Source organism: Candidatus Thermoplasmatota archaeon, from assembly GCA_018814355.1.
Lineage (GTDB): Archaea > Thermoplasmatota > Thermoplasmata > UBA10834 > UBA10834 > COMBO-56-21.
Genome location: JAHIZT010000043.1, coordinates 1 through 24,672, shown reverse-complemented (window position 1 = coordinate 24,672; position 24,672 = coordinate 1). Strand labels below are relative to the sequence as shown.

The 24,672-nt window shown below is 56.0% G+C and carries 28 protein-coding genes; 18 read left to right on the top strand and 10 right to left on the bottom strand.

The genetic code is table 11. From position 1 onward, the window contains the following. Positions 1–40: 40 nt before the first annotated feature. On the bottom strand, positions 41–448 hold the full coding sequence (nikR, locus tag KJ653_02835; protein ID MBU0684773.1) for a nickel-responsive transcriptional regulator NikR: 408 nt from the start codon (positions 446–448) through the stop codon (positions 41–43). A gap of 119 nt (positions 449–567) precedes the next feature. Here nikR and KJ653_02830 point away from each other — a divergent pair, with 119 nt between their 5' ends. From KJ653_02830 to KJ653_02800, 7 genes are all read left to right on the top strand, one after another. After that, positions 568–1,539: an energy-coupling factor ABC transporter permease gene (locus KJ653_02830; protein ID MBU0684772.1), complete on the top strand. Its 972-nt coding sequence runs from the start codon at positions 568–570 to the stop codon at positions 1,537–1,539. A 10-nt stretch (positions 1,540–1,549) separates the two neighbouring features. After that, entirely contained in the window at positions 1,550–2,302 is a 753-nt protein-coding gene (locus KJ653_02825; GenBank protein ID MBU0684771.1) for an energy-coupling factor transporter transmembrane protein EcfT, read from the top strand. Next, the gene (locus KJ653_02820; GenBank protein ID MBU0684770.1) at positions 2,299–3,207 is read left to right on the top strand and encodes an energy-coupling factor ABC transporter ATP-binding protein; all 909 of its coding nucleotides are present in this window, start codon (positions 2,299–2,301) and stop codon (positions 3,205–3,207) included. Before KJ653_02825 ends, KJ653_02820 begins: the two co-directional genes overlap by 4 nt. A 254-nt stretch (positions 3,208–3,461) precedes the next feature. Further along, the gene (locus tag KJ653_02815) at positions 3,462–3,956 is read left to right on the top strand and encodes a 30S ribosomal protein S13 (protein MBU0684769.1); all 495 of its coding nucleotides are present in this window, start codon (positions 3,462–3,464) and stop codon (positions 3,954–3,956) included. Positions 3,957–3,964: 8 nt separating this feature from the next. Continuing rightward, positions 3,965–4,681: a 30S ribosomal protein S4 gene (locus KJ653_02810; GenBank protein ID MBU0684768.1), complete on the top strand. Its 717-nt coding sequence runs from the start codon at positions 3,965–3,967 to the stop codon at positions 4,679–4,681. 5 nt (positions 4,682–4,686) lie between these two features. Further along, positions 4,687–5,070, top strand: coding sequence for a 30S ribosomal protein S11 (locus tag KJ653_02805; protein MBU0684767.1), 384 nt, complete (start codon positions 4,687–4,689; stop codon positions 5,068–5,070). Positions 5,071–5,081: 11 nt separating this feature from the next. Beyond that, positions 5,082–5,918 (top strand): DNA-directed RNA polymerase subunit D, encoded by an 837-nt coding sequence (locus tag KJ653_02800; GenBank protein ID MBU0684766.1) that lies wholly within the window; start codon positions 5,082–5,084, stop codon positions 5,916–5,918. Positions 5,919–5,920: 2 nt separating this feature from the next. On the opposite strand, the gene KJ653_02795 is transcribed toward KJ653_02800, so the two are convergent. Both KJ653_02795 and KJ653_02790 read right to left on the bottom strand, forming a co-directional pair. Then, the gene (locus tag KJ653_02795) at positions 5,921–9,202 is read right to left on the bottom strand and encodes a DNA polymerase II large subunit (protein ID MBU0684765.1); all 3,282 of its coding nucleotides are present in this window, start codon (positions 9,200–9,202) and stop codon (positions 5,921–5,923) included. 102 nt (positions 9,203–9,304) lie between these two features. Beyond that, entirely contained in the window at positions 9,305–10,285 is a 981-nt protein-coding gene (locus KJ653_02790) for a 50S ribosome-binding GTPase (protein MBU0684764.1), read from the bottom strand. 93 nt (positions 10,286–10,378) lie between these two features. Here KJ653_02790 and hutU point away from each other — a divergent pair, with 93 nt between their 5' ends. After that, complete coding sequence (gene hutU / locus KJ653_02785; GenBank protein MBU0684763.1) at positions 10,379–12,019, top strand: urocanate hydratase; 1,641 nt, start codon at positions 10,379–10,381, stop codon at positions 12,017–12,019. Positions 12,020–12,145: 126 nt separating this feature from the next. Further along, the gene (locus KJ653_02780; protein ID MBU0684762.1) at positions 12,146–12,898 is read left to right on the top strand and encodes an NUDIX domain-containing protein; all 753 of its coding nucleotides are present in this window, start codon (positions 12,146–12,148) and stop codon (positions 12,896–12,898) included. 19 nt (positions 12,899–12,917) lie between these two features. On the opposite strand, the gene KJ653_02775 is transcribed toward KJ653_02780, so the two are convergent. Genes KJ653_02775 through KJ653_02755 form a run of 5 tightly spaced genes read right to left on the bottom strand, consistent with a single transcriptional unit; the run spans position 12,918 to position 16,976 of the window. Further along, positions 12,918–13,457: a hypothetical protein gene (locus tag KJ653_02775; protein MBU0684761.1), complete on the bottom strand. Its 540-nt coding sequence runs from the start codon at positions 13,455–13,457 to the stop codon at positions 12,918–12,920. Positions 13,458–13,501: 44 nt separating this feature from the next. Beyond that, the gene (locus tag KJ653_02770) at positions 13,502–14,512 is read right to left on the bottom strand and encodes a hypothetical protein (protein MBU0684760.1); all 1,011 of its coding nucleotides are present in this window, start codon (positions 14,510–14,512) and stop codon (positions 13,502–13,504) included. Between the two features lie 2 nt (positions 14,513–14,514). Then, positions 14,515–15,258 carry a zinc ribbon domain-containing protein gene (locus tag KJ653_02765; protein ID MBU0684759.1) on the bottom strand — a complete coding sequence of 248 codons (744 nt, stop codon included), beginning with the start codon at positions 15,256–15,258 and terminating at the stop codon, positions 14,515–14,517. Between the two features lie 50 nt (positions 15,259–15,308). Continuing rightward, on the bottom strand, positions 15,309–16,442 hold the full coding sequence (locus KJ653_02760) for an SPFH domain-containing protein (protein ID MBU0684758.1): 1,134 nt from the start codon (positions 16,440–16,442) through the stop codon (positions 15,309–15,311). A gap of 3 nt (positions 16,443–16,445) precedes the next feature. Next, complete coding sequence (locus KJ653_02755) at positions 16,446–16,976, bottom strand: hypothetical protein (protein MBU0684757.1); 531 nt, start codon at positions 16,974–16,976, stop codon at positions 16,446–16,448. Between the two features lie 129 nt (positions 16,977–17,105). Between KJ653_02755 and KJ653_02750 the strand changes: the two genes are divergently transcribed. From KJ653_02750 to KJ653_02720, 7 genes are all read left to right on the top strand, one after another. Beyond that, positions 17,106–17,591: a TIGR00725 family protein gene (locus tag KJ653_02750; GenBank protein ID MBU0684756.1), complete on the top strand. Its 486-nt coding sequence runs from the start codon at positions 17,106–17,108 to the stop codon at positions 17,589–17,591. A 46-nt stretch (positions 17,592–17,637) separates the two neighbouring features. Then, complete coding sequence (locus KJ653_02745) at positions 17,638–18,528, top strand: DUF362 domain-containing protein (GenBank protein MBU0684755.1); 891 nt, start codon at positions 17,638–17,640, stop codon at positions 18,526–18,528. A gap of 583 nt (positions 18,529–19,111) precedes the next feature. Then, the gene (locus KJ653_02740; protein MBU0684754.1) at positions 19,112–19,552 is read left to right on the top strand and encodes a hypothetical protein; all 441 of its coding nucleotides are present in this window, start codon (positions 19,112–19,114) and stop codon (positions 19,550–19,552) included. Positions 19,553–19,641: 89 nt separating this feature from the next. Beyond that, positions 19,642–21,516, top strand: coding sequence for a beta-propeller domain-containing protein (locus tag KJ653_02735; GenBank protein ID MBU0684753.1), 1,875 nt, complete (start codon positions 19,642–19,644; stop codon positions 21,514–21,516). Continuing rightward, positions 21,516–22,124 (top strand): winged helix-turn-helix domain-containing protein, encoded by a 609-nt coding sequence (locus KJ653_02730; protein MBU0684752.1) that lies wholly within the window; start codon positions 21,516–21,518, stop codon positions 22,122–22,124. Before KJ653_02735 ends, KJ653_02730 begins: the two co-directional genes overlap by 1 nt. Positions 22,125–22,246: 122 nt before the next feature. Then, positions 22,247–22,570, top strand: coding sequence for a thioredoxin family protein (locus KJ653_02725; GenBank protein MBU0684751.1), 324 nt, complete (start codon positions 22,247–22,249; stop codon positions 22,568–22,570). Between the two features lie 50 nt (positions 22,571–22,620). Beyond that, positions 22,621–22,956: a hypothetical protein gene (locus tag KJ653_02720; protein ID MBU0684750.1), complete on the top strand. Its 336-nt coding sequence runs from the start codon at positions 22,621–22,623 to the stop codon at positions 22,954–22,956. A 3-nt stretch (positions 22,957–22,959) separates the two neighbouring features. On the opposite strand, the gene KJ653_02715 is transcribed toward KJ653_02720, so the two are convergent. After that, positions 22,960–23,232: a hypothetical protein gene (locus KJ653_02715; GenBank protein ID MBU0684749.1), complete on the bottom strand. Its 273-nt coding sequence runs from the start codon at positions 23,230–23,232 to the stop codon at positions 22,960–22,962. Positions 23,233–23,356: 124 nt separating this feature from the next. Here KJ653_02715 and KJ653_02710 point away from each other — a divergent pair, with 124 nt between their 5' ends. After that, the gene (locus KJ653_02710) at positions 23,357–23,638 is read left to right on the top strand and encodes a peptidyl-prolyl cis-trans isomerase (protein MBU0684748.1); all 282 of its coding nucleotides are present in this window, start codon (positions 23,357–23,359) and stop codon (positions 23,636–23,638) included. Between the two features lie 137 nt (positions 23,639–23,775). Here KJ653_02710 and KJ653_02705 read toward each other — a convergent pair whose 3' ends face one another. Continuing rightward, complete coding sequence (locus tag KJ653_02705) at positions 23,776–24,057, bottom strand: hypothetical protein (GenBank protein ID MBU0684747.1); 282 nt, start codon at positions 24,055–24,057, stop codon at positions 23,776–23,778. Positions 24,058–24,444: 387 nt separating this feature from the next. Here KJ653_02705 and KJ653_02700 point away from each other — a divergent pair. Next, on the top strand, positions 24,445–24,672 hold a 228-nt coding region (locus KJ653_02700), incomplete at its 3' end, for a DUF3604 domain-containing protein (GenBank protein MBU0684746.1).

Sequence of the window (24,672 nt, the reverse complement as noted above, 5' to 3'; positions counted from 1 at the left end):
ACGGCTACAATCATTGCACTATGACCCAAGGGGATGGGGATCATGGATGGGAGGTCGCTAACTTCAGGTCGAGAACGCCCTTCTGCGATTGAAGCATCTTTGACAGTGACCTCACCCTATCGGCCTCGCCTTTGAAGGCGATGACCTCAAGACAGGTGTGCTTCGAGAGATGGATGTGCATGGTCGCCGACACTATGTCTGGGTAATCGTGCTGAAGCTCTGTCAGAGCCCTGTTTATGCCGCGTGAGTGATGGTCGTAGGTCACGATGATCACGCCGGGGACCACGCCCTTCTTCGCGAGGTCCCACTTCCTGTTCGCCAAGAACTCCCGCATGGCCTCGCTGACCGCCTTGGACCTCGTCGGGTGACCTAGGGTCTTCGCCAGATAATCGAAATCCTCGAGAAGTCCTCCTGAAATGCTGAGAGAGATTCTCGCCTTCTCGGTCATTGATGGCTCAATGCGGTGCTTCGAGATAATGATTCTGGGCGGCCATGGAAGAGTCTAAGTATCCAACGTGAATTACGGTATTACGAAAATTCACAAACGTATTACATGGGTGAACCGAGATGCATGTTCCAGATGGGCTAATGGACCCTATCGTCGCTGCGATTGGCCTGGTCGAATTCCTGTTTGTGGTCGGGGCGGCACTCGTCATCTCCCGTAGAGATCTCCGTGACAAGGATCTCCCGAGGACAGCACTGCTCTCGGCTGGAATATTCGTTGCCCAGATGGTCAACTTCCCTGTCGGAGGAGGAACCACAGGGCATCTGATCGGCGGAGCGCTTTTCGCGATCATGGTGGGACCCGCCATGGCCATTGTTGGAATGACCGTCGTGTTGCTCATTCAGGCCCTCATGTTCGGGGATGGCGGAATCACCGCATTCGGGTTGAACGGACTGAACATGGCGGTCATCGCCCCTCTCACTGGCTGGGGAGTGTTCAATCTGGTCAAACCCATTGCCGTACGCTCTGAGAGACTCGGCGAAGGAATGGCGGTAGCTATGGCGTCTTGGGCAAGCGTGTTCGTTGCTGCTGCGGCCTGCGCTGCGGAACTGGCGGTCAGCTATGCCATCTCCTCAGGCGCGTACGGCATTGCAGCTACCGTATCGGTGCCCGCGATGCTCGGATACCACGCGATAATCGGGATTGGGGAGGCCATAATCACGGTCGGGGTCATTGCCTACGTTCATCAGGTTTCTCCAGAGACTTTCCTACGCAGGACTGGCACGAACGCTTCGCGATCTGGCACCGCACGCATTCTGTCGTCGAAGACCATCCAGGCGACCATCGCTGTCCTCATCGTCTTCGCGTTGGCACTCCCGTTCTACTTCCTGTACGCGAGCGATGGCAAGGACGGGTTGGAGCAGACCGTGGCAGGGGCCGGCGTCAGCGAGGGTGAACCGATTGCGGAATCTCCATTCAGCTATGGAGAGAGCTACTTCGCAGCGCTCTTTGCTGGCATCATGGGTTTCCTTGCGGTTACGCTGGCCACGCTGGGCATTCTCAGGCTCATAGATTCAAGAAAGATAAGTGGATGATCCTGAGATCATGATAGTTGCACACGTTAGCGTGGGTCGGAGCATCCAGCGTCTGGACGAGCACGCTAGCCAGATATGGTTCGGCAGGCTGGACCCGAGAGCCAAACTGCTAGGCGTGCTTGCCTTTGTGGTGGCTACCGCGCTACTGACGAGGACGACGCTTCTCCTGGCATCGCTCGCAATCGCGATCGTGTTCGCTGCGGCCAGCAGGGTCCCTTTGGGTCATCTGTCTAGAGCCTATCTCGCGGCGCTCCCATTCATTCTCGTCGCGTCCGCGTCAGTCTTCGTCTTTGGGGGAGCGGAGAAGGGCGCGAACATGTGTATGAGGGTCTCAGCTTGCACCATTGCCCTGCTGACCCTGGCAACCGGGACAGAGACCTTCAGCTTGTTCTCGGGCCTGAGAAGATTGAAAGTCCCCGCCTTGCTCACCACACTTCTCATGCTTACCTACCGGTATCTGTTGCTCATATCCGATGAGTACGAGAGGATGAAGACCGCTAGGAAGGCCAGGGGGTTTGCCGGAGGGAGGAATCTCCTTGACAGGAACGGTATGAGAGTCCTGTCGTATACAGCCGGAATGGTGCTTGTCAGGTCATCCGCGAGGGCGGAGCACGTCTATGAGGGGCTGAAGGCCCGAGGTTTCAGGGAGGACATGTCGATGTGGAAGCGCTCGACCATCGCTCTTGCTGAAGCGTCATTCATGGCGGTTTTCTTCGCTGCATCCGTAGTATTGCTCGCGCTACAGATCGAGGTGGTCATCTGAGGTTGCTCGAGACGCAAGACCTGGGGTTCGTCTATGATGATGGTACGGTTGCCCTAGAAGGAATCACGCTGGCAATCGAGGAGGGAGAGAAGGTCGCGCTCGTCGGGCCGAACGGCGCCGGTAAGTCGACCCTGCTACATTTGATAGCAGGGTTCAGGATGCCATTCACTGGCAAGGTAACGGTGTCCGGGATGGACCTGGACAGGTCCAATGCGGACACTGTGAGGAGGAACCTCGGATTCGTGTTCCAGGACCCAGATGACCAGATATTCATGCCCACGGTAGAGGAGGATGTCGCGTTCGGACCGAGGAATCTCGGCCTGGACGATGTCGAGGGGCGCGTGACCAAGGCGCTCAAGAGCGCAGGTATCGAGCATCTTGCGAAGCGGAGGCCGCACAGGCTCAGCTACGGGATGAAGAAACGGGTCGCAATCGCGGGCACGCTTGCCATGGACCCGAAGATGCTATTGATGGACGAACCGACTTCCGGCCTCGATCCGAGGTCGAGAAGCGAGCTGATCAGGCTACTCAGGAACATGGACAAGACCATGCTGATAGCGACCCATGATCTGGAAGCTGCTGCCGAGATAGTTGACCGAGCAATCGTGCTGAACGTGTCCTCCATCATGGAGGGATCGATGCGTGACCTTGTCTTGGCCAGAGAAGTCCTAGACAAGGCCGGGCTGGAGATTCCGCCAGTCTCGAAGCTGTTCGACGTTCTGGATTCAATGGGTTACCAGGTTGGCGCCCTGCCCGTGTCGATGGACCAGGCTGTCGCAGAGCTGACCAAGGTCATCGAGAGAGAGGGAAGGCACGTCCATGAGCATAACCACGCCCGAGGGGATGCATCTCGCGCACACCCGCACAAACGAGTGCCCCTTGAGGATTTGTCCAAGGAGGACTAGGTGCTGGATGTCTCAGAATCGGCGCTAATCAGCCGTTCATCACCAGCATAAGTGTTTTATATACCTTAGTGTGTCGGGGAGAATGCTCCCCAGACAGCCTTGATTGTCTGGTTGGATAGGACTAAGAGATATACCGCGGAGGTTGCCGTTTGCCCGAGGAGAAAGAGGCCAAGACGAAGGGTGCGCCCAAGGATAAGGACTCAGCCAAGGCTGGGAAGAAGGGAGAGAGGAGTTCGCCCGTCGCGAAGAAGCCCTTGGAGAAAAGGGACGAAAACTTCAGGTATATCGTTAGGATTGTGAATTCCGACCTGGACGGGACCAAGAACATCGTGATTGCACTCACAGGTATCAAGGGCGTAGGCATCAGGAGCGCCGAGAACATCGCACGCATGGCGGGCATCCCGAGGAGCGCTAAGATCGGCGATCTGCCAGAGAGCAAGACGGCTGAACTCGGGAAGCTAGTTAACGATTATTCTGATAAGGTCCCGCACTGGATGGTCAACAGACAAAGCGACTGGTCGACAGGTGCAGACACGCACCTTGTGGGCGTCGATGTCGAACTCAACAGGAGGGATGACATCAACCTGTTGAAGATGATCAGGTGCTACAGGGGCATTAGACATGAACAGGGCCAGAAGGTTCGTGGCCAGAGGACGAGGTCCAATGGCAGGACTGGTATGACCATGGGTGTCATCAGGAAGAAGCTCGAGCCCGGAGCAGCTGTCGAGGGCGAGAAGAAGAAGGAGTAGTGTGACCCATGGGAGACCCGAAGTTTTCACGAAGGAAGTATGAGACTCCAGCCCACCCGTGGGAGGGCGAGCGCATAAAGACCGAGAACGAAATTGTCATGAAGTACGGCCTCAAGAACAAGAGGGAGCTTTGGCGCGCGCAATCATTGATCAGGTCTCTGAGAGCACAGAGCCGGGAGCTCCAGGCGCGAGTCAGGACCGGAGACCCCCAGGCCAAGATTGAGACCGACCAGTTGCTCGCAAGATGCGCTAGGATGTCGCTGTTGACAGCTGAGGGGGCGACCCTCAATGACGTCCTGGTCTTGACAACCGAGGCCGTCCTCGCTCGACGCCTGCAGACGATCGTCTACAGGAAGGGGCTCTCATATACTCCGAAGCAGGCGAGGCAATTCATAGTCCATGGTCACGCAGCCATTGGAGACAGGAAGATCACTATTCCAGGCTATCTCGTCAGGAGAGGCGAGGAGGAACAGATCCAGTACCATTCGACATCTCCGATAGCAAATGACCTCCACCCTGTGAGACCGAAACCCGAAGAGCTACAGGCGAAAGCCCAGGAGGAGGCCGCGAAGAAGGAGCTGCCCAAGAAGGACGAGATCCATGTCGCGAAGCCGAAGCTCAAGAAGTTGGTCACTGCCGAGCTGAAGGAAGAGAAGGAGGACAAGGAAGCGGACATCGAGACTGCCAATCCTCCTGAGCCCGAGGAAGAAGAGAGGAAGGAGTGAGCTGAATGGGCAAGTGGGGCATCGCGCACATCTTCGCAAGCTACAACAACATTATCATAACTATCACGGACGTCACCGGAGCTGAGACCATTACCAAGGCCAGCGGAGGCATGGTGGTGAAGGCGGCCAAGGACGAGTCTTCTCCGTACGCGGCCATGAAGGCGGCTGAGAAGGTCGCTGAAATCGCGAAGGAGAAGGGGATAGACAGCATCCACGTCCAGGTCCGCGCGCCTGGTGGCAACAAGTCCGCATCCCCAGGGCCGGGGGCTCAGGCAGCCATCAGAGGGCTTGCCAGGGCAGGGCTGAGGATCGGAAGAATCGAAGACGTCACCCCTGTGCCTCACGACGGGACCAAGAAGAAGGGCGGCAGAAGGGGACGCAGGGTATAGAGTGGTTCTAAATGAAGATCGATATTGTCGAGATGACCCAGACGAAGGCGCAGTTCGTCATCACGAACACCAACCCAGCGTTCGTGAACGCGCTCAGGAGAACTATCGTTACGGACGTCCCCAAGATGGCACTGGACTCTATCGAATTCCACCTGGGCCCAATAATGGACGAGAAGGGCGTCGCGTATGAGAGCGTATCCCCCATGTTCGATGAGATCGTCTCCCACAGGTTGGGGCTTATACCGATCCCTACCGATCTTGACGCATTCAACTTCAGGGCGAAATGCACCTGCAAAGGCGAGGGGTGCCCGAGCTGCACGATCATGTACTCTCTCAACAAGAAGGGGCCCTGCACTGTATACTCGGGGGACCTTGAGCCGATAGGCGACCAGAAGTTGAAAATCAAAGACGACCTCATCCCGATAGTGAAGCTTGCCGATGACCAGGCGCTGCTCATATACGCGACCGCTGAGCTCGGAACCGGCAAGCAGCACGCAAAGTGGCAGGTAGCGACAGGCGCTGGTTACCGGTACTTTGCGAAGATAACCATCGACGCCTCGAAGTGCGACGTCGGCGGGAGCTGCGTCAAAGTGTGCCCCAAAGGTGTGCTCGGGAAAGAGGACCGGAAGATCGTCGCGAAGCACCCAGAGAAGTGCAACCTCTGCAACAGCTGTGTCGAGGTCTGTGACGCTGGCGTGATAAAGATCACACCGGACCCCACGAAGATACTCTTCAGGTTCGAGACGGACGGGGCGCTCCAGGCGAAGGAGGTCCTGATAAGGGGGCTCAAGACGCTCGAGGAGCGGTTTGAGGGCATCCGAGAACAGATCTCCTCTCTCGAGGAATGATTCTAGAGGAATTCGTCGAGCTTTGGGCTCTTCACCTTGTCCGACTGGAACAGCGAGTTGATCGAGTTCTCAAGGAGCGATAGCCGCTGCAGAGTGTATGCTGGCACTTTGAAGGCGTTGCCTATCTCCTTGGTCCTCTCCAAGTACTTGCTCACTCCGGCCTCGTGCACGGTCAGGGTGAGCTTGTTGCCACAGTAACATTTGCCTTTGAGCGGAATGCGCCTGTACTTCTGCCCACACTTGGAGCATCTCAGCTGCTGTCCGGTGAAGCTCTTGAGGCAGCCTTGGATGTCAGGCAACAGGTGCCTTGTTATGATCCTATGGACCACATCGGCTGCGTCCACGGCCCTGATCTTGATGCCGAGCGCTATCTGGGCTCTCAACTTGTCATCCATCGTCTCCAAGGATGTGTAGGCGGACATGGTCGGGCCGTCCGATATGTTCCCAAGCGAGTGAGTGAAGCTCATGCCCTCGTACTGGAGGACCGTCCCTATCCTGCCGCCGACGAGGTCCATCATTGCCTCCACCTCCTTCGGATGTGCGTACCTCTGCGTGGCCCTATAGAACTCCAGGGGATACCTGCCCCCGACATCCATGTTATGCGCCTCCTTGTCGATCTCGTTGGGGTCCAGCTTGGTCGTGAGCACTAACGGTGCATCCATAAGCCCTCCCCTCTTCTCCGGCAAGAAGGCACGTGAGAAGTTCAGCAGACAATCCATCAGCAAGATGATTGAATCCTCGTCCCCATCACAATTCCTCCTCTTCGCGGCATGGAAGAACGGATGGGCGTACCCGGCATGAGCATCCGTGAACCCTACGATCCGAGAGAGAACGCCGCCAGAGGTATGGGGCGCTAGACCAACTACGAGATGACCTACCAGGTCCTCCTTCCTCTCGACTCTGTAGAACGGCTCAAGACCGTAGAGCTTGACGAGGAGGTCATCGACGAATTTGGACGTCCGGATGATGTAGTTGATACATGCGTTCGAAACTATGATATCCTGAACGCGGAGTTCCGCCAGCTGGTCTGGCCGTTCCAGCTCCCTGCCGACGAAGTCCTTCGTGTATCCCAGCCTCCTAGCAGTGACGACGTCGATCTCGACCTCGTCCGGCCTGAAATGCGTCAGCGGAACATCGGTGGCGTCCACACGGATCGTCCCGTCCTTGAAAACGAACACCTCGTTCCTCGCTCTGAGTATTCCTTTCTCTATCGCCTCGGGCGTCTTGTTCCTCGATATCATGCCCTGGACGCCTTTGACCTCCAGAGTGCGCTTCTCCCGGAGGCGGTCCATCGCAGAGTTGAAGATCCTACCTACGGGGATCTCCTGGACTTCAACGCTCCCCGTAGGTACGGTGTGCGCGCCGCACTCGCATTTTGCCATGAACGATTTCCGATTGCACATGGGGCAGATTCTTTCGCCAAGCTCGATTTTGATCTCACCAGCGTCGGCTGCCAGGTTCACAATCCTCTGAGGCCCTCCGCTTGCGCCCACAGGAAACAGGCAGTGAGGCGGAGGCCTCATCCGTCTCTCCCTGGCCTTCTCCGGTCTAGCCACTCTCGCCCCTATCCGCGTGACCGCTCTGGCCCTGATCTCAACACCCGATAACGCAGACACTAGCTCCAGCGGCTTCTTGACACCTGGGGTCGCTTTCGATCTGGGCTCGATCTCGTCCTTGGTCGCATCCAAACCAAGACCCAACATCAGTGGCCTAGCGCACTTTTCGAGCACAAGGCGCTGGTCGGCAACACAGTGAAGCGCGCCCAGGCGCTCTAGCAGACTCTTGACGCTCGCCGTATTGGCCACAGTGAGAGTCTCACCGTCAAGCTTGCCCGTTCTCATGACATGATCTCGTAGAAGCATGATGTCCTCGACAAGCATGTCCGACCAGAACAGGTTGTAGTTCGGATGGAGGGGCACACCGTGATCACGGCACATCTCGAGGGCCTCATCCAACGTTGGCTTCTCCCAGTTCTTCGGGAGCTCACCACATTTCTCAATGAGCTCCTCTCTGTGCCATTCGACACTGTAGGCGCCCGGCATCAATAGATGATTATTCTCCACGAACTCCCCGTACGGGACCAGGATCTCGCCCACATCCACTATCTCGCTCAAATGCTCCTTGATGTCCCGAGCAGCCTCGGGGGTGTCGATCTGGACAAGGTCGCCATTGTCAAGGAGCGCTATGGGACCCTCGATCGTATTGCATGGCGTGATGGCCCCCGCCTTGCCAGGCCTCTCGATCTTGATCTGCGTCCCGACAGCCACGAACTCCCCGAGGAGTGTCATTGTCGCGGGGTTCATTCCCAGAGCGGCAAGACCGGTCGCCCTTGTCCGACCATACCGCAGTCTGAAGCCGCCGACCCTGGACGGATATGCCAGCACGGGCCTGCCAGCGAGCATGTCCTTCAAGAACTTCGCGCTAGGGGCAATCTCCGCGCTTCCGTCCTCGACCCCTTTCTTCTTCAGGCTCAGGAACTGATCGATGAACTCCCAGCCGTCTATCCCAAGGCGCTTCACGTGCTTCTGCACCTTCGGGGCCTTCAAACAAAGACCTTCCGCTATGACCAGACAGGCTCCTCCTCTCACTCTGTTCGTCCCCACTCGGGGCAAATCCCTGAATCCTGAGATCTCGGTGTCTTCCGTACCTTCTCCGTCTACGCATACCGGAGCGTTCCTCGCAATCAGCTCTATCTCCTCATTCGTTGGAGTATATTGCAGATGCTGGCATGATTTGTAGAGAAGTATCTCTTCCTTGAACCTGTGGACCTCCCCGTTCGTTGGTTGATACCTTCCCAGGCCAAGCTCGCGTCTAACGATGTCAGCTATCAGAACGCTCATGGCCTGACCGGTCCCGCCGGCAGATCTTATCGGTCCTGAGTAATAGACTGCGAGGTAGTCTGTCCCGTCTGAGTTGCGTCCTATTGATACGCCGGTTATGCCCTCGAGCGGAGCGACAAGTATGCCTTCCGTGAGGACTGCCAGTCCTAACCTCACCGCCCTCTCAATCGCGAACTCCCGGGACTTGGCAGGCAGCTTCGCATACTCTTTCGCAATGATGATGGAGACCTCTTCCCTGTTGTGGTCTCTGCTGAGCTCCCTAATTCGGGATGCGACTCCTTCCACGTCCCATTCGAACAGGAGTTTCTCGACGCGCGCAGCCAGATCAGATGCTTGGGGGATCTCGACATCCAATTCGGGGTCGAAACCCCTCATCCTTGCGCGCTTGGCGACTTCGTAGCACCTATCCACCTCACGCTGGAGTGTGGAGAAGTACTCCTCCATCGATTCACTGCACACGACTGTCTTCATTTGTCCCCCCGATATGGATCCTCGGACGGTGGCACGACCTCTCCGCGGAACGACCTAGACGTGCAATCCCGAGAGCTAATCGCGGGTTGCAACTATAAGTGTTGCTGATGGCTTGAGCTGGGCGACGATAGCGTCCACAAGTTTCGCAACGCCATCGCCCGTGATGGCCGATAGCTTCATCCTGTCGCTCTTCGTCTTCAGCATATCGATCTTGTTCTCTACCTCGATGATCGGCACGGTCGAGAACTCTTTCTTGATGGCCCTAAACAGATGTTCCTGGTCCGCCATGCTGTACCCGCAGGACTCGCTCGGGTCGAACATGAACACTACCAGGTCCGCAAGATGTTTGAGCGCGAGTATGCCCCTGAGCTCGAACGCGTTCCTCTCGCTGAGGTCCCTGTCCAGAAGTCCAGGCGTGTCAATGACCTGGTATCGGAAGTACTTCTTCTCGAAGACGCCGACCGAGATCTCCTGCGTGGTGAAGGGGTACACGGCGACCCTGGGTTTGGCAGTCGATATCCTCCCGACCAGCTGACTCTTACCTACGTTCGGAGACCCTGCGATTACGACAGTTGGGTCCTCGGGGTTTATCGCAGGGAACTTACGCATGATGTTCCTTGCCTTTCCGAGGAACTTCAGCTCCTTGTCCACCTGCTTCACGAAAGACGCCATCCTCCCATATGCTGAGCGCCTGACCTCGTCTATCTTCCCTATGGTACGCGCGGATGCCATCTCCCTCGTTGCAGCTCTGGAGACCCTCGCCACGTTTCCACGGGACCAATCGATGGCGCCCAGGGACTTCTTGAGCCTATCCCTCCCGACGGCGATGTTGATGAGTTCGGCATAGAAGGGGCTTTCCCGGTCGATGCTGGGAAAGGCTTTGACGTACTTCCCCATGGTGCTCACAATGATGTCCCTAGATGACTTCAACTTCCCAATGTTGATCTCCCTGACGCTCTCAAGTTTGGTTACTCCTACGAAATCGACCTTGGACGCCCTCTTGAATGCCTTGTCCAGTATCTCATCTGCCGTCAGGACAGTGGGGATGTCGAACATGTTCGTCGTGGTCATGCCCCGACCCTCTGATAAAGGCTTCCTCTCAGTCCAAAAGCCTCTTATCGAGCGAATCCTCTGTGGACTCCGAGCAGAATGAGGAACATCAAGGCGAGGAGAGGTAACAAGCTCGCGTGCAAAGGATGGAGACAGGAAGCCATACTCAGAATGCTCCAGAACAACCTTGAGAACGCCGAGAAACCCGAAGAGCTCATCATCTACGGCGGCACCGGCAAGGCTGCGAGGAACTGGGATTGCTACGACGCGATCGTGAAGTCGTTGACCGAGCTAGATGAGGATGATACTCTACTTGTACAGTCCGGGAAGCCTGTCGGAGTCTTCAAGACAACCAAGCTCGCCCCTAGAGTCCTGATTGCGAATGCCCATCTGGTGCCCAGATGGTCGACATGGGAAGTGTTTCACGAGCTGGAAGCGAAGGGCCTGATCATGTACGGCCAGATGACCGCAGGGGGATGGGCATACATAGGCACTCAAGGTATCCTGCAGGGGACCTACGAAACGTTCGCTGAATGTGCGAGGCAGAACTTCGGGGGATCGCTCAAGGGACGACTTGTCCTGACAGGCGGTCTTGGAGGCATGGGAGGTGCTCAACCGCTTGCGGTCACGATGAATGGCGGCGTCTGTCTCGCAGTGGAGTGCGATGAGAAGAGAATCGACAGGCGCGTCAAAGTGGGCTACTGCGACATGAAAATGGACGATCTGGACGAAGCAGTGAAGGTGGCCATGGACGCCAGGAAAAAGGAGAAGGCGTTGTCCATCGGTCTGCTTGGGAACTGCGCTGAGACCCACCCCCTGTTGGTTGAGAAAGGCGTCATACCAGATGTCGTCACTGACCAGACTTCCGCTCACGACGAGCTGGGAGGATACATTCCGAAAGGGTTGAACATGGGCGCCGCCGCCAAGCTACGAGCCTCGGACCCGGACGAGTATCGAAGACGGGCAAAGGAGAGCATCGCTATCCATGTCAAGGCGATGCTCGCGTTCATGCACAGAGGTTCGATTGTATTCGACTATGGAAATAATATCCGCGGTCAGGCGCTCAAGGCCGGCGTCAAGGATGCGTTTGGGTTCAAAGGATTCGTCCCTCTGTACATCAGACCCATGTTCTGCGAGGGCAGGGGACCGTTCAGATGGGTGGCCATCTCAGGGAACCCTGATGACATTCTGAAGACCGACAAGGTGGTCATGAGAGAGTTCAAGAATAACAAACGGCTCGTCAACTGGATCAAGCTCGCCGAAGAGAAGGTTCCTTTCGAGGGACTGCCCGCAAGGGTTTGTTGGCTCGGTTACGGCGAGAGAGCGAGGTTCGGCAGGATAATCAACAAGATGGTCCGGAACGGAGAACTCAGCGGACCGATCGTGATCACCAGAGATCATCTGGACTGTGGCTCGGTCGCATCACCCAACAGAGAGACTGAGGGGATGAGAGATGGAAGCGATGCGATCGCGGATTGGCCAATGCTCAATGCGATGATGAACACGGCAGCCGGCGCCGACCTCGTCGCCATTCACAACGGTGGTGGTGTCGGCATTGGGTATTCCACCCATGCTGGACTGTTGGTGGTCGCTGACGGCACCAAGGATGCCGACGAGAAGATCGAACGTGTGCTCACAGCGGATCCCGGCATGGGAATCATACGACACGTTGATGCGGGCTATCCAGAGGCAATAAGGGTCGCAAGGGCCAAAAAGGTTCGAGTCCCGATGATGAAGTGAACAGCATTCGGTTCCTAGGTCGCCTCGCCACGCCTTATCTTACGACGATCGTCAGGATTCTGAAATCGAGGATTGCGAGCCCCACATGACCCTTTCCGTGAAATCCCTCGAAACGTGTAAGTACGGATGAGAGAGTTCCTCCGAACGGAACTCGGCATGTACGACCTCAAGCTCAAGATGTGGCTCGAGCGAGACGGGAGATTCATCGTCAGCGATGGAAGGGCGAAACTCCTTCGAAAGGTGAAGGACGCAGGCTCCCTATCCAAGGCAGCCAAGGAGATGGGCATGTCCTACAGGCACGCGTGGGGGATACTCCACAGAATCGCCCAGAGCGCGGGCGGAGACATAGTCGCATCGACCAGGGGAGGCAGGGAGGGAGGAGTCTCGACGCTCACCCCATTCGGTGAGGAGATACTCAGAGAATATGAGAACAAAGCTGACTCTCTTCAAAGCCAGTTCGAGAACGGTTGGAGGAAACACTCCGTAACTGCAGACGGAATAATCATCAAGAACAACGAGATCGTTCTCATCAAGAGAGGACGCGAACCGTACAAGGGGTCGTATGCACTTCCTGGCGGTTTCCTAGATTATGGTGAGAGTCTAGAGGATTGTGTCGTCAGAGAGGTTCTAGAGGAAACAGGCTTAAGGACCGATATCATCGAGCTGGTGGGAGTCTACTCGGTGCCCGACAGGGACCCGAGAGGCCATTTCGTCACCGCGGTGTACCATCTCAAGCCGGTTGGCGGGAACCTGAGAGCAGGGGACGACGCGAAGGACGCTGAATGGGTCCCGCTGGACAGGCTCCCGAAGTTCGCATTCGACCACGGCAAGATTATCCAGGACTTCCTATCCAAAAGGAAGGAAAGAAGCGCTAAATGAGTTTGATTGGGGTTCTCACCTACAGTCCGGGCATCAGCTGGCCCTGCGCGTTTCTCACGTAGGGCAAATAGACCAGCTTGGTGTCGTTGACTGTGAGCGTATAGTCCAGTCTCTGGAGCACGCCGGGCTGCTCGGCCTCCATTGTGACTACGACAAAGTCGGCCAGCTCCGCAGCCTCCTGCTTGGATATCGCGGCCGGGATCCTCACTTCGTTGCCGAACTTGAGCCTGGTCGAATACCTCGGCGGGCTTGACGTGAACTGGACCGCCATCCGCCTGAAGTCGCCCGTGTTAAGGTCCGCAGCTGGGATGTAGATGAACATGTTCCCACTGTCGCCTCCCTTCAGGAAATTGGCGATCTTGAACAGCGTGCCGCCCTCAACGTTCTTGGACCTTACAATCAGGGAAGCGTAGACCCTCCAGAACGGCATGAACACCTTCTCGCCCTGAGCGTTGGGGCTGAACTCCGCGATCTCGTAATCCAGCTTCTCCACTCCGCCGTTCCTCACGTGCATAGTGCCGCACTGAGCGCAGTAGAACAGCTTGTCCTTCTGCTTCATGGTCAATGGACTGTTGCACTGCGGGCATTTGACCTGTATGACCCTCATCGCAATCCCTCCAGAGTCTTGGACACCTGTTGAGCCTGTTTGAGCAAGTCACCAACACCCGCGTGCTTCTCCTTGAACTCGCCCTGAACACGCTCGGAACCGTGCCTGAAGAACCGGTACGCAAGGAACAGGATCACCGCGCCCACGACCAGGCCAACACCGGCTATCCTGACGTCGTTTGCGTATGATGCACCAGCGTAGATGATGCTCCCAGCAGCGACCAGACCGCCGCCTGCGGCACCGAATGTGACTGCAAGCGCCTGGAACAATGGATCTCCGGGCGCCCTGCCGGACATGACCTGTCCTGTGACGCCGTCCACAGTGTCCATGTACATCCTGTCCCTGTAGCTGTACCTCACGACCCAGATCGGGTAGTATATCATCGTGAGGGCCTTCGCGAACACGTGCAGCTTCTCGAATGTCACATGAGGAACATGTGCGCTCGCCCTCGCCTTCGCAAGTGCGTCGCCCTTGGCTTTAGTGACCGCAGCGTCCTTGCTCGTGGTCGCCTCGAAGGTCGGAATCATATCGAAGTCTGCGAAACTCGTTTCGCCGACCATGTTCTTGAGCGTTCTTATGCCCAGGTCTCCTGGGTCGCAAGCGATCTCCGAGAAGACATAGTCCTGGAGCACCATGACCTCCTTCGGTATCTTCTCGACTCTCACGTTGCCCTTCTGGTCCGTGTGCCTCCTCTCCTCATAACCGCATATCCAGCCGGCAACCCTGGTGGTCGTCTTCCAGAACGGCAGGTAGATCGGGTAGGCCTCGTTGATCTTTCCGACCTTCTTGAGATCTCTCGCCTTCAGCCCATGCGTCCACCAATGCTGAGTGGACGCGACCGCAGCGTCCTTCAAGGCCTTGTTCTTGAATGCGATTGTGGTGACTCCCTGGTCCCCTTCGACGAAGAGTGCAGACCCACAGTATTGGCACGAGATTGTCGTCTCGCCTTCGGGGAGCGATATGGCGCCGCCGCAGGTCGGACAGTTCAAACCTACTGAGATATCCATTCTCACATCCTCCTCGAAACATACAGCGCTGCCGCAAACACGCCTATCACCGTCACGACCATCAGACCTGCACCCGCAACGAGCGAGCTCGTGGCGAGCAGACCCTCGCCTATGAAGGCCAAGAAACCGATGAATGCGACTGCCATGTACGCCATCGAGCTCCTTGTGGGGAATTCTGCGGAAAATACTTCGCCAGACGATGCGTCGATGACCACTCCATATTTCTTCTGGTTGAAAACATAGTCTATCTTCCATATCGGGAAGTAGACCAGGGCCTGCTCCTTGGGCTTCCCCGGAAGCGTGCTGAGGTACGACGTCATCTCGATGTCAGGCTTGACCAGTTCCGCGCCCTGGGTATCGAAGGCGGCGTCGAAGACCTTCAAGTCGCCTGCAGGAACCTTGAGGTTGTGCAAGCCTGGGAGAGTCGTCGATCCTGCGGTCTCTATGAGGACCTGCTCGACCCCGTTCACATCCCTCTTGAACATGTAGACTGGGAAGTATTGCCTCTTGACTCCCGCTAGCTGAGCGAGCTTGTCCAGATCCTTTGCCTTGGTGGACCCGGCCGCCCAGCGTTTGAACATGCCGACCGAGTCGCTCTCGGTGACCATGAACGGGAGGGCATAGTAGAAACCCGCCCCCGTTCTGTCGATGTATATCTGCGAGCTACAGTACGGACATTTGACGAACTTTACCCCTGTGTCGAACGGCACTGGGGCTGCGCACTTCGGACATTTGGTAGATGCCAAGCTATCTCAACTCCTGGGGGCTGGTTCCTTACTCCTAAGCGGTTTGGTTTCTATAGAGCCTTTCCGCATCCCGCGCAGAACTTCGATGTGGCCGGCGATTCGACACCGCATGCGGCGCACTTCTTCGTAGCGACCATCGCCGTTCCGCATTCAGGGCAGAACTTCGTGCCTTCGGGCACCTCTGCCTTGCACTTGGGACATGGTACTGTCGCGACGCTAAGCTTGGCGCCGCAGGAAGCGCAGAACTTGTTGTTAGCAGGGTTCTGAGTGCCGCACTTGGGACATGCTACCTGTGGCACGGCGGCTACCTGAGCCGGCTGCGCGGCCGGGGCGCCTGGAGCGCCAGCAGGTGGCTGAGTCATGGCACCAACCATGCTCCAGCCCATGCCGATACCTGCGCCGACGCCGACACCTGCAGCAGCGGCGCCTCCGGCCGGGTTCACTGCCGCATCCCTCATGGCCTGTCCTGTCTGGTACTGCATGTAGTTCGCGCCGAGGATGGTCATCGAGGACTTCGTGTCGACTGCCTTCTGGACCTCCTCTGGCAGGGATATGTACAGCCCGGAGAGCTTGTCTATCGTTATTCCATAAAGGTCGAAGTGTTCCTTTGTCCTCGTGAGCACGACCTGTTCAATGTTCGTCAGGTTGGACGCTATGTCCGCAACGCCCATGCCCTGGTTCTTCATGTCGCCGAGCGAGTCGTATATCAGGATGACCATCTGTTCCTTGATCCTGTCCTCCACCTCAGCGCTGGTGGCGAAGTTGAAAGTGCCCACGAACTGGTTGACGAAGTTCTCCGGGGCTGCGATCTTGTACCTGAACTCACCGAACACACGCAGGTTGACCATTCCGAACTCCTTGTCCCTGAACTGGTAGGCCTGTTTGCTGCCGAACTTGCCGTCGAATACTCTCTTCTGAAGGTAGACGACCTCGGCCTGTTGCTGTACGCCCGAGAGGAACTTGACTATCTTGCCCACTATGGGTGCGTTCAGCGATGTAAGCGCGTACCTGTCTGGCCTGTCTATGTACGCGAGCGCCTTGCCGTCCCTGAAGAAGACGGCCATCTCGTCTTCTCTCACGACTATGTTGTCGTTAAACTTGATGTTCCTGGGCATCCGATACATGATGTTCTGACGCTTGTCGATGTCCTCCCACTTGAATGTATCCGCACCTATCAGACTCATCTATCACACCTCCGTCCCCTGGATGACGTTCATCCGTCTGTTGAACTGGTCCTCGAATGCGGTTATCCTCGCCTTGATGTTCATGAGGTCCTTGTAGCTGTTCTGCTCATCGGCAGCCATCAGCGAGTTCTTGAGCGAGTCTATGCTTGCCGCAATGGATGTTATGTGGTCGAGCATAGCCGCGTCGAACTCATAGAGCCTGTCGAGCTCATCCTCCTTGATCTGGATGTCGGCGGCAATGCCGGAATAGCCCATCTCCGCATGGGTCACGAGGCCCTCGACCTTCTTGAACGTGAATATGAGTCCACCAAGCGTCTCGATCTCCTTGGAGCCATAGCTCTGCACGAGAACGCCCCTACACTCCTCGAGCCCTCGCCTCTGCAAGCCGAGCTTGTCAGCGAGCTGCATGCGGAGCATCCTGTCCGCATCCCTGAGGTCCTCCTTCTTCCGGTAACCACGGAATCCAGGAATGACGCTCTGTATCTTCTTCAAAATGCCCTGATCTTCCTCTACTCTTTCTCTGATGTCTGGCATCGGGGGATCCCTCCGATTATGGTCGGCTAATATCGCACAGCTGGGTTAATAAACATGTCGTTGGAAAACCTCTTTCGCGGAAATGAAACCGGCTCGAGCTTATGAACCCAAAGGGCGATTACGTCGATCGTGGGATTCAAGATCGTTGGTGTCATAGGCTCCAGCAAGGCGGAAGGAGAACTCTTAATCCTCGCGGAGGAGGTCGGCGCAGAGATAGCGAAAAGAGGGGCGGCTGTCGTATGCGGCGGCCTCACGGGTGTGATGGAGGCCGCGTGCAAAGGTGCAAGAAGGGAGGGTGGGCTCACTATCGGGATAATACCCTCGGACAACAGAAACGACGCAAACCCGTATGTCCAGATACCGATTGTCACGGGCATGGGGATGGGTAGAAACGTCATGCTCGTGAAGACGGCCGATGTTGTCATCGCGGTCGGAGGGGAGTTCGGGACGCTCTCGGAAATCGCCCATGCACTCAACCTGGGGAAGACTGTCATCGGCCTGCGCTCCTGGAAGCTACAAAAGGCACACACCAAGCCGATTCCGGACCTGATCGAAGTTGATAGTCCCAAGAAGGCTGTCGACCTCGCTCTCAGCGTTATTTCTGCGAAAAGGTAAAAGCAGACCATTCACTCACAGTCACGACCTAGGAAGATGCTACCACATGCCCAAATCGAAAGTCGTTGTCGCTCTCGACCCAGACAGGGCGAGTGGGACAAGGAAAGTCGTCGGGACACTCGGAATGCCAGACCTCCGTGGGAAGACTGTCATGGTCAAACCGAACTTCAATACGGCCGACCCGGCACCTGGGTCCACCCACATCGACACACTGAGGACATTGATCGAACTGATCAAGGAGCAGGGGCCGAAGAAGATAGTTGTTGGAGACAGAAGCGGCCCCGCCAAGACAAGCAGGGTCTTTCAGGAGAAGGGTGTTTTTGCATTGGCGGAGGAGCTGGGATTCGAGTGCCTGGTGTTCGACGAGATGCCGAAGAGCAACTACGTGAAGGTGAAACCGCCCGGCAGCCACTGGATGAACGGTTTCTGGTTCGCCAAGCCGGTTCTCGAGGCGGATGCTGTCATAGGTCTGTGCTGCCTGAAGACGCATCAGTACGGAGGACATTTCACTATGTCTCTGAAGTTGACGACTGGGATGGTTCACCGAAGCAACATGACCGAGTTGCACACATCTGTGATCAACCAGAGGAACATGATTGCCGAGATGAACTACCCGTACAAGCCGGCGCTGGTGGTCATGGATGGGGTCGAGGCGTTCTACACAGGAGGCCCTATGTCTGGCTCGAAGTGGAAGGCAGACCTGACTTTCGCCTCCTCCGACCGAATAGCACTGGATTCGGTAGGCATTGCAACTTTGAAGATGCATGGGAGCACGAACAAAATTGACAAGAAGGCCATCTTCAGACAGGACCAGATCCGAAGAGCCGTTGAGCTCGGCCTTGGAGCCTCCAGCCCGGAGATGATAGAGATTATTCCTGCCGATGACATGTCGAAGGATGTTGCAGAGAGAATTGGAAGGGTGCTAGCGAAGGGCTAGACATGTTTCGGACTCAATCCGGAACATTGCTCTCACAACTCTAGGATATTGTGACAGAGTTGGAGATCCCGCGCTGCCATGGTTCGACAAGGAGGAGTGCCTCTGTTCATCCATCGGCTCCCGATCCAGGTTGAAAGGACCATGATGAGTTGACATCATCCTTACGCAGCATGAGACAAGTGAAGCTCGTCCACAGGTTTTCTGCAATTGCGAGGTAACAATGTTATATAAATCGCAAGGTAACAGTGTTATATAGTATGATTGCTGTCAAGGGCTGAAATCCTGGGATCAGATGCCCAGCATCAATCGGACCTAGGGACAAATCGTTTGAGGTGACATATTGAGAACTGATGATTCGAGCAGGATGGACAGAACAGGTTTGACCGGAGAATTTGTGAAGGTCACAGAACGACCTCCTAGAGCAGCAGCTCCGACGACTTCACGAAAACGAGTTGCGTCGTTGCTCGCCTTGGTCGGGACAATCGTGTTGCTTGCAGTCGCTTTGGCGCCTGCTAGCATATCGACCGCACAGCCGTCTCGCGAGGTGGACTGCACTCCCTGCCATGATGTGCAGTCGGTAGGTATGCTAAGTGTCTCAGGTTTGCCAGCGACATACACGCCAGGGGCCACCTATACGATATTCATAAACGTCACGGATGTTAACGGGGCTTCAGAAGAGAATGGGTTCTTGTTGACGCTATCAGGCGGTGGGACCCTCCTCAACCCCGGCCCCAATGTTGAGGTGAACAATCCGGCGGCAATCGCCTCGACGGCGGACACAAGGCCGATGACTGTCGATACTTGGACAGTTGACTGGACGGCGCCTTCCTCGGGGGCCGTGACCATACACGTTTGGGCTGTATCCACGACCGACACGGAGACAGGGGCAGGCGCGCCGTATGACGACCAGATCATAAACATCGACTCAACGCTGATCCCAGAATTCACGACCCTCATGCTTCCAGTTCTAGGATTGGTCGGAGTTGTCGTCGTCTTGGCGAAGATTTCAAAGAAGAGCAAGTAGATCTGGGCAAACCTCACAAGCCGTTGACCTCCAAGTCAACGGCGAACACGTTTTCTTATAGCTTGTCGGCCACTGGTCATTCGACAACCATGGACTCCCATCTCAAAGCTCTGCTTGCACTTCTCGTGGCAATCGTGGCAATCTCCGCCGGAACCTTGGTATACGCGATAATCCGAACAGACGGCCATCAGCCATTGACGATAGACCAGCAAGTGTTGGCCACGTTTCGCTCAAGGGCCGAGATGTCACTCTTTTTCGAGAAGTCTCTAGATGCGGCCAGTCAAGGATATCCCTACCTGGGCTGGCACTCAGGCGACCCCCTGCTATCTGATGGCTCCCTCAAGTACGAGATGGGCGCGCCCTCACACTCCGAAACGAACATACAGGTTGCGGGGGTCGATGAGGCGGACATCGTGAAGACCGACGGAATCTACGCATACATTGCGTCATCAGACAGGGTGAGCATCGTCGCGGCATACCCGCCCGAGGATCTTAGGAACGTCTCCTCTATCGATGCGGATGATATCCTGGAAGGCGAAACCCAAGAAGCCAATTTCGGCGTTTCTGGATTGTTCATCACGGATGGCAAGCTGGTCGTAATCTCATGGGTGGGCGGTCGATACGACCCGCTGGATATCCGGCTGATGGATTTCTCGTCGCTCAGCAGGCCGGAAGGTATCCGGACGATCGTTTCCGTGTTCGACATGACCCACCCATCAACGCCTAGGCTCGAGGCATCATACAGCATATCCGGGCACTATGTCGGGAGCAGGTTGATAGGAGACTACCTCTACGTGATTTCACAGTCGTATGTTTGGGGTTCCAGCGGCCTGGAGATCCTGCCCAAGTACTGGGTCGGCGGCTCGGAGAACAGCTTCGACCCGGTAAGGATTGGATATGACCCGGACACGAAGGACGCGAACTCGTTCTTGAACATGCTCTCCGTTCGATTGACGACGGGTGGCTTCTATTACATTTCGATAGTCGCCGGGTCATCGTCCATGATCTACATGTCCCAGAGCGCGCTCTATCTCACCTTCCAAAAGTGGGATATGGAGTCGCCCACTTCGCCGTCAGGATCTGTAGCTCAATGGCGGAGCACGACAACCACCTCAATCTATAAGGTGACGGTCGACGGACTCAGAATGTCGGCCTCAGCAAGAGGAGACGTCAGCGGTTGGCTGTTGAATCAGTTCTCGATGGGTGAGGAAGCACCGTACTTGAGAGTCGCCACGACTAATTCCGGGAACGTCACCATGAACAACGTGTACATCCTCGACGATGAGCTCAGGACAGTAGGGGCGCTGGAAGGGCTCGCGCCATCCGAAGACATCTACGCCGCTAGGTTCGTCGGAGACACCCTCTATCTGATCACATTCAGACAGGTGGACCCGCTGTTCGTGATCGACCTTTCGACCGCGACAGCACCGAGGGTGGTCGGAGAGTTGTCCATGCCTGGCTTCTCGTCCTATCTGCATCCTGTGGATCGGGACCATGTGCTCGGCATCGGGTCGGAATCAGGCAGACTTAAGATAGCGCTGTACAACGTCTCGGACCCGGCCAATCCGACTGAACAAAGTAAGTGCCTAACCGAATCGTACTCGTGGTCCGCTGCCCTTTCAGACCACAAGGCAGTCCTGTTCGACCTCCAGAAGCAGCTGCTAGTCATCCCTGTGACTAGCTACGATTATGCGTCAGGTTACTCCACCTACACTGGTGGTGCGTACGTCTTCGACATCTCGCTGACCGGCGGTATATCATTCAGAGGTGTGATACAGCACCAAGCCACAAGCGTTTGGAGGGATGCGGAGGTCCAAAGGTCGCTCTACATTGAGGACCATCTGTATACGATATCATATTCGATGCTGAAGGTCAATAGGCTCTCCGACCTGCAGGAGGAGAACTCGTTGGTCTACTCTGAGGATGACCCGCAGCACCACCCCGTCCTACTAAGGGGAGCTTAATGTTCCAGGAGCACCTATTCCATCTAGGCGACCCGAGGATGCGAGTAGAGCTTGACAAGAAAGCGTTGTTCGCGCTAGCCTCTGACACGAGGCTGGACATACTGAAATCGCTACAGCCGATGCGGAGGACCGTGTCGCAGCTTGCCGAGTCACTCAACATAGACAAGGCGGCGGTCTTCAGGCACCTGAAGAAGATGGAGGAGGGCGGCCTCGTCAAGAGATACGAGGACCACGGGTTCGTGTACTACGGGCTTTCTTGGAAGGCGAGAGACCTCCTTTCTCCCGATGAGAACACACGGATAGTAGTGCTTCTATCTTGCACGTGGCTCCTTGCAATGGGAGCGGTGTTCCTGCTCGTCATCGGCATGGCAACACAATACGACCATATCTTGCCAAAATCACCAGACACTTCAGGATACTATCTACAGGAGAGAATCGACCCCGTGCGGGATGCTCTGATTGTATGGCTCGCTCCGGCCCTGGCGTTATTGGCTGTGGCAGTCATACTTGCGTTCGAGGTCTACATAACAAGGAAGAAGCCGCGGCAACCGAGCCCGCCTAAGGAGGCAGGGGAGTGGGATCTCACGGCGCCAGCCCGTGAGGACTAGTCGTCCTTGAATCGACTCACTCGATATTCAGCTTGGAGGCCGAATGTGCGTATGTCTACAGATTGCCTTGCAGGGCTAAGCTTCAACTATCCTTCCTATCATTTGGTGCTCAGGTAGTTCAATTGGCGAAGGAGATCAAATCCAACAAGCTCGCTAGAATCGTGAGAGAGGAGCGCGAGGCTGCTCTGGTTCTTTTCTTCGGTAACTGGTGCATCGACTGCAGGGAGTCCAAGCCCACCTGGGAGTCCTGGACAGATAGCAGGGCTGGACCCATATTCATGGTGGAGATCATGCGCGGAGATCCTGAATGGAAGGATTGGAACATAGATGAGATTCCAACTGTGGCTGCGTTTGTTGGAGGCACCGAGATCGGCCGAATCCAGGGCGTGATTTCGCCGGAGGGCCTCGACCGTCTCTGGCGGCTGGTATCTCGAGGAAGAGCATAGATAACGCCAAGACGCTCGTAAACATTCAGGTGGTATAAACGGACAGAGGCATGGCGTGTGGCGTTCTAGTCAGCATGGTGTCATTTCTGGGCGTCGTTGTCACTCTCGCGATCTTCTTCACCCAATCCTTAGGCCCAGATGCTTCGGCGATTCTGAGTGCCATCTTCGTCGTTCTCATGATCATGTTCATAGTCGGTCTCTTGCTGGTCGTTGCTTGCTCGGAGGATGGATTCCAGGTGAGCGGCTCTACCCTGCAATGGATGCTGGCTGCTGTGTTCTCACCCGGAATTGCGCTATTCCTCTACTTCTTCGCAAATCCCGAGCGAGACACGGGCCGTGAGGACTGCATCGACATCCGAGACGAGAAGCGTATGAGCAGGCTTTGACGGTCATTTCCGCGAACTCGATGCGTCATATCGCACTTTCATCAGAACCAGGATCGCGGTGAATGAAGAGCCTACGACGTTTGCCGCGATTATGGCAGGATCTTCTCTGGCCAATCCGTACACGAGCCAGAGGAACATGCCGATGCCAAGCACTGCTGGCATGAGCAATGAGACGTCCTCGAGCCTCTTGGTCCTGAAGCCTTTGATGATCTGAGGCAGATAACCAGTCGATGTCAGCGCTCCCGCGAAGAAGGCTAGGTAGGTCCACTCGTCCATGACACGCCACAACGCCAAGGATGTAATTGGGCTTTTAGATTCGTCGAGCGCGACAACGGCGACCGCTTGTATTCCTCAAAGACCATCGGCAAGATTCATATCTATCGATTCGTTACGCTTGGCCATGGCAAAGCAAGTCCATGCAGCGCACATCCTTGTGAAGGGCGAGGACAAGGCAAAGGAACTGCTCACGAAGGTCAACTCGGGCGAGAACTTCGTTGAGCTGGCGAAGAGGTTCTCGGATTGTCCGTCAGGCAAGAAAGGAGGCGACCTCGGGTGGTTCGGCAGAGGACAGATGGTCCGGGAGTTCGAAGAGGCCGCTTTCAATGGTCAGAAAGGTTCGACCGTAGGTCCTGTGAGGACGCAGTTCGGATGGCATCTGATCAAGATTTTGGATCAGCGATAGTTCGGCACTCATCTACTAAGCCCTACTCGAGACGCGTCGCCTCGCTCGAGCAAGCTGCTATGTGTGTCGCTCGGATCCACGTGTCAGCTCGCATCCAGTAGGCCCAGACCATAACGAAGTCGTGGCTTCCGCTATCGCTACGCGACATCTTCGTTCGTCGCTTTCGGATAGGACTGGAATTTTTTGAGCTTGGCAGGCACCTGGGACCGGACTATGTTATTGGACCTGAACACGTATGCGGGTTCTCCAGTCATCTGGTCGTACTGCTCCAACCGGAAGACTTTCCCAATGCTGATCTTGATATGCAGTGTCGTCCCATCTTCCAGCTCCAATGTAGTCCAAGGTTCGCTCTTGACCTTGAATTCCAATTCCGTCGCATCCGCTGGTCCGCTTGGCGTATTCACCTTGGTCTTTTCCATCTTCTCTAACTCCTCAGGCCCAATCACCTCTCCTTCCCTAAGTGCTTTTCTCAATCGTCGAGGGGCGAAACATAAAATCATGCTATTTTTATTAAAATAGATAAATGTACCTAAGGGGGTTTTGGCACGCTTTTTCGACTTGCTCGACTGAGAAAGGTACACCGGCATTCAGGAGTGGCATCTCGAGAAGGTATCGAAAATGAGGGGGTTCATAGCCCTCACTAACCTCTTTCATTTCTCCTCAGAAGATGGTAGACGGGCTAATTCTCGATAACTACTGGATAAGAGGTCACGCGCCTTGTCTTGCGTCAGAAGCCAGGAAGTTATTAAATTTATCCTCCACCCTACAGTACGCCAGTAGCCTTTGATCCAGGGGGAGAGGACAACATGTTCAAGCGGATGATGCAGGCCGTGCTATTCGTAGTGGCGGTCGCAGTGATGATTGTGCCATTCTCCTGCCAGAACGCCAGTTCTGCAGGAAGCAGAGAGAAGACGACGGCCTACAACCTATACTTCGGAGATCTTCACGCACACACTGGATACTCCGATGGACAAGGTACGCCCTGGGAAGCGTTCGCAGCTGCGAAGAACGCCGGCGCTGATTTCATGGCCACA

What these genes read in the sequence shown, in the direction of transcription:
- nikR (MBU0684773.1), bottom strand. Translation starts at nt 448, where the DNA reads ATGACCGAGAAGGCGAGAATCTCTCTCAGCATTTCAGGAGGACTTCTC.
- KJ653_02825 (MBU0684771.1), top strand. Translation starts at nt 1,550, where the DNA reads ATGATAGTTGCACACGTTAGCGTGGGTCGGAGCATCCAGCGTCTGGAC.
- KJ653_02805 (MBU0684767.1), top strand. Translation starts at nt 4,687, where the DNA reads ATGGGCAAGTGGGGCATCGCGCACATCTTCGCAAGCTACAACAACATT.
- KJ653_02740 (MBU0684754.1), top strand. Translation starts at nt 19,112, where the DNA reads ATGCTAAGTGTCTCAGGTTTGCCAGCGACATACACGCCAGGGGCCACC.
- KJ653_02705 (MBU0684747.1), bottom strand. Translation starts at nt 24,057, where the DNA reads ATGGAAAAGACCAAGGTGAATACGCCAAGCGGACCAGCGGATGCGACG.
- hutU (MBU0684763.1), top strand. Translation starts at nt 10,379, where the DNA reads ATGAGGAACATCAAGGCGAGGAGAGGTAACAAGCTCGCGTGCAAAGGA.
- KJ653_02720 (MBU0684750.1), top strand. Translation starts at nt 22,621, where the DNA reads ATGGCGTGTGGCGTTCTAGTCAGCATGGTGTCATTTCTGGGCGTCGTT.
- KJ653_02775 (MBU0684761.1), bottom strand. Translation starts at nt 13,457, where the DNA reads ATGAAGCAGAAGGACAAGCTGTTCTACTGCGCTCAGTGCGGCACTATG.
- KJ653_02810 (MBU0684768.1), top strand. Translation starts at nt 3,965, where the DNA reads ATGGGAGACCCGAAGTTTTCACGAAGGAAGTATGAGACTCCAGCCCAC.
- KJ653_02780 (MBU0684762.1), top strand. Translation starts at nt 12,146, where the DNA reads ATGAGAGAGTTCCTCCGAACGGAACTCGGCATGTACGACCTCAAGCTC.
- KJ653_02755 (MBU0684757.1), bottom strand. Translation starts at nt 16,976, where the DNA reads ATGCCAGACATCAGAGAAAGAGTAGAGGAAGATCAGGGCATTTTGAAG.
- KJ653_02735 (MBU0684753.1), top strand. Translation starts at nt 19,642, where the DNA reads ATGGACTCCCATCTCAAAGCTCTGCTTGCACTTCTCGTGGCAATCGTG.
- KJ653_02770 (MBU0684760.1), bottom strand. Translation starts at nt 14,512, where the DNA reads ATGGATATCTCAGTAGGTTTGAACTGTCCGACCTGCGGCGGCGCCATA.
- KJ653_02715 (MBU0684749.1), bottom strand. Translation starts at nt 23,232, where the DNA reads ATGGACGAGTGGACCTACCTAGCCTTCTTCGCGGGAGCGCTGACATCG.
- KJ653_02710 (MBU0684748.1), top strand. Translation starts at nt 23,357, where the DNA reads ATGGCAAAGCAAGTCCATGCAGCGCACATCCTTGTGAAGGGCGAGGAC.
- KJ653_02760 (MBU0684758.1), bottom strand. Translation starts at nt 16,442, where the DNA reads ATGAGTCTGATAGGTGCGGATACATTCAAGTGGGAGGACATCGACAAG.
- KJ653_02745 (MBU0684755.1), top strand. Translation starts at nt 17,638, where the DNA reads ATGCCCAAATCGAAAGTCGTTGTCGCTCTCGACCCAGACAGGGCGAGT.
- KJ653_02795 (MBU0684765.1), bottom strand. Translation starts at nt 9,202, where the DNA reads ATGGAGGAGTACTTCTCCACACTCCAGCGTGAGGTGGATAGGTGCTAC.
- KJ653_02730 (MBU0684752.1), top strand. Translation starts at nt 21,516, where the DNA reads ATGTTCCAGGAGCACCTATTCCATCTAGGCGACCCGAGGATGCGAGTA.
- KJ653_02830 (MBU0684772.1), top strand. Translation starts at nt 568, where the DNA reads ATGCATGTTCCAGATGGGCTAATGGACCCTATCGTCGCTGCGATTGGC.
- KJ653_02790 (MBU0684764.1), bottom strand. Translation starts at nt 10,285, where the DNA reads ATGTTCGACATCCCCACTGTCCTGACGGCAGATGAGATACTGGACAAG.
- KJ653_02800 (MBU0684766.1), top strand. Translation starts at nt 5,082, where the DNA reads ATGAAGATCGATATTGTCGAGATGACCCAGACGAAGGCGCAGTTCGTC.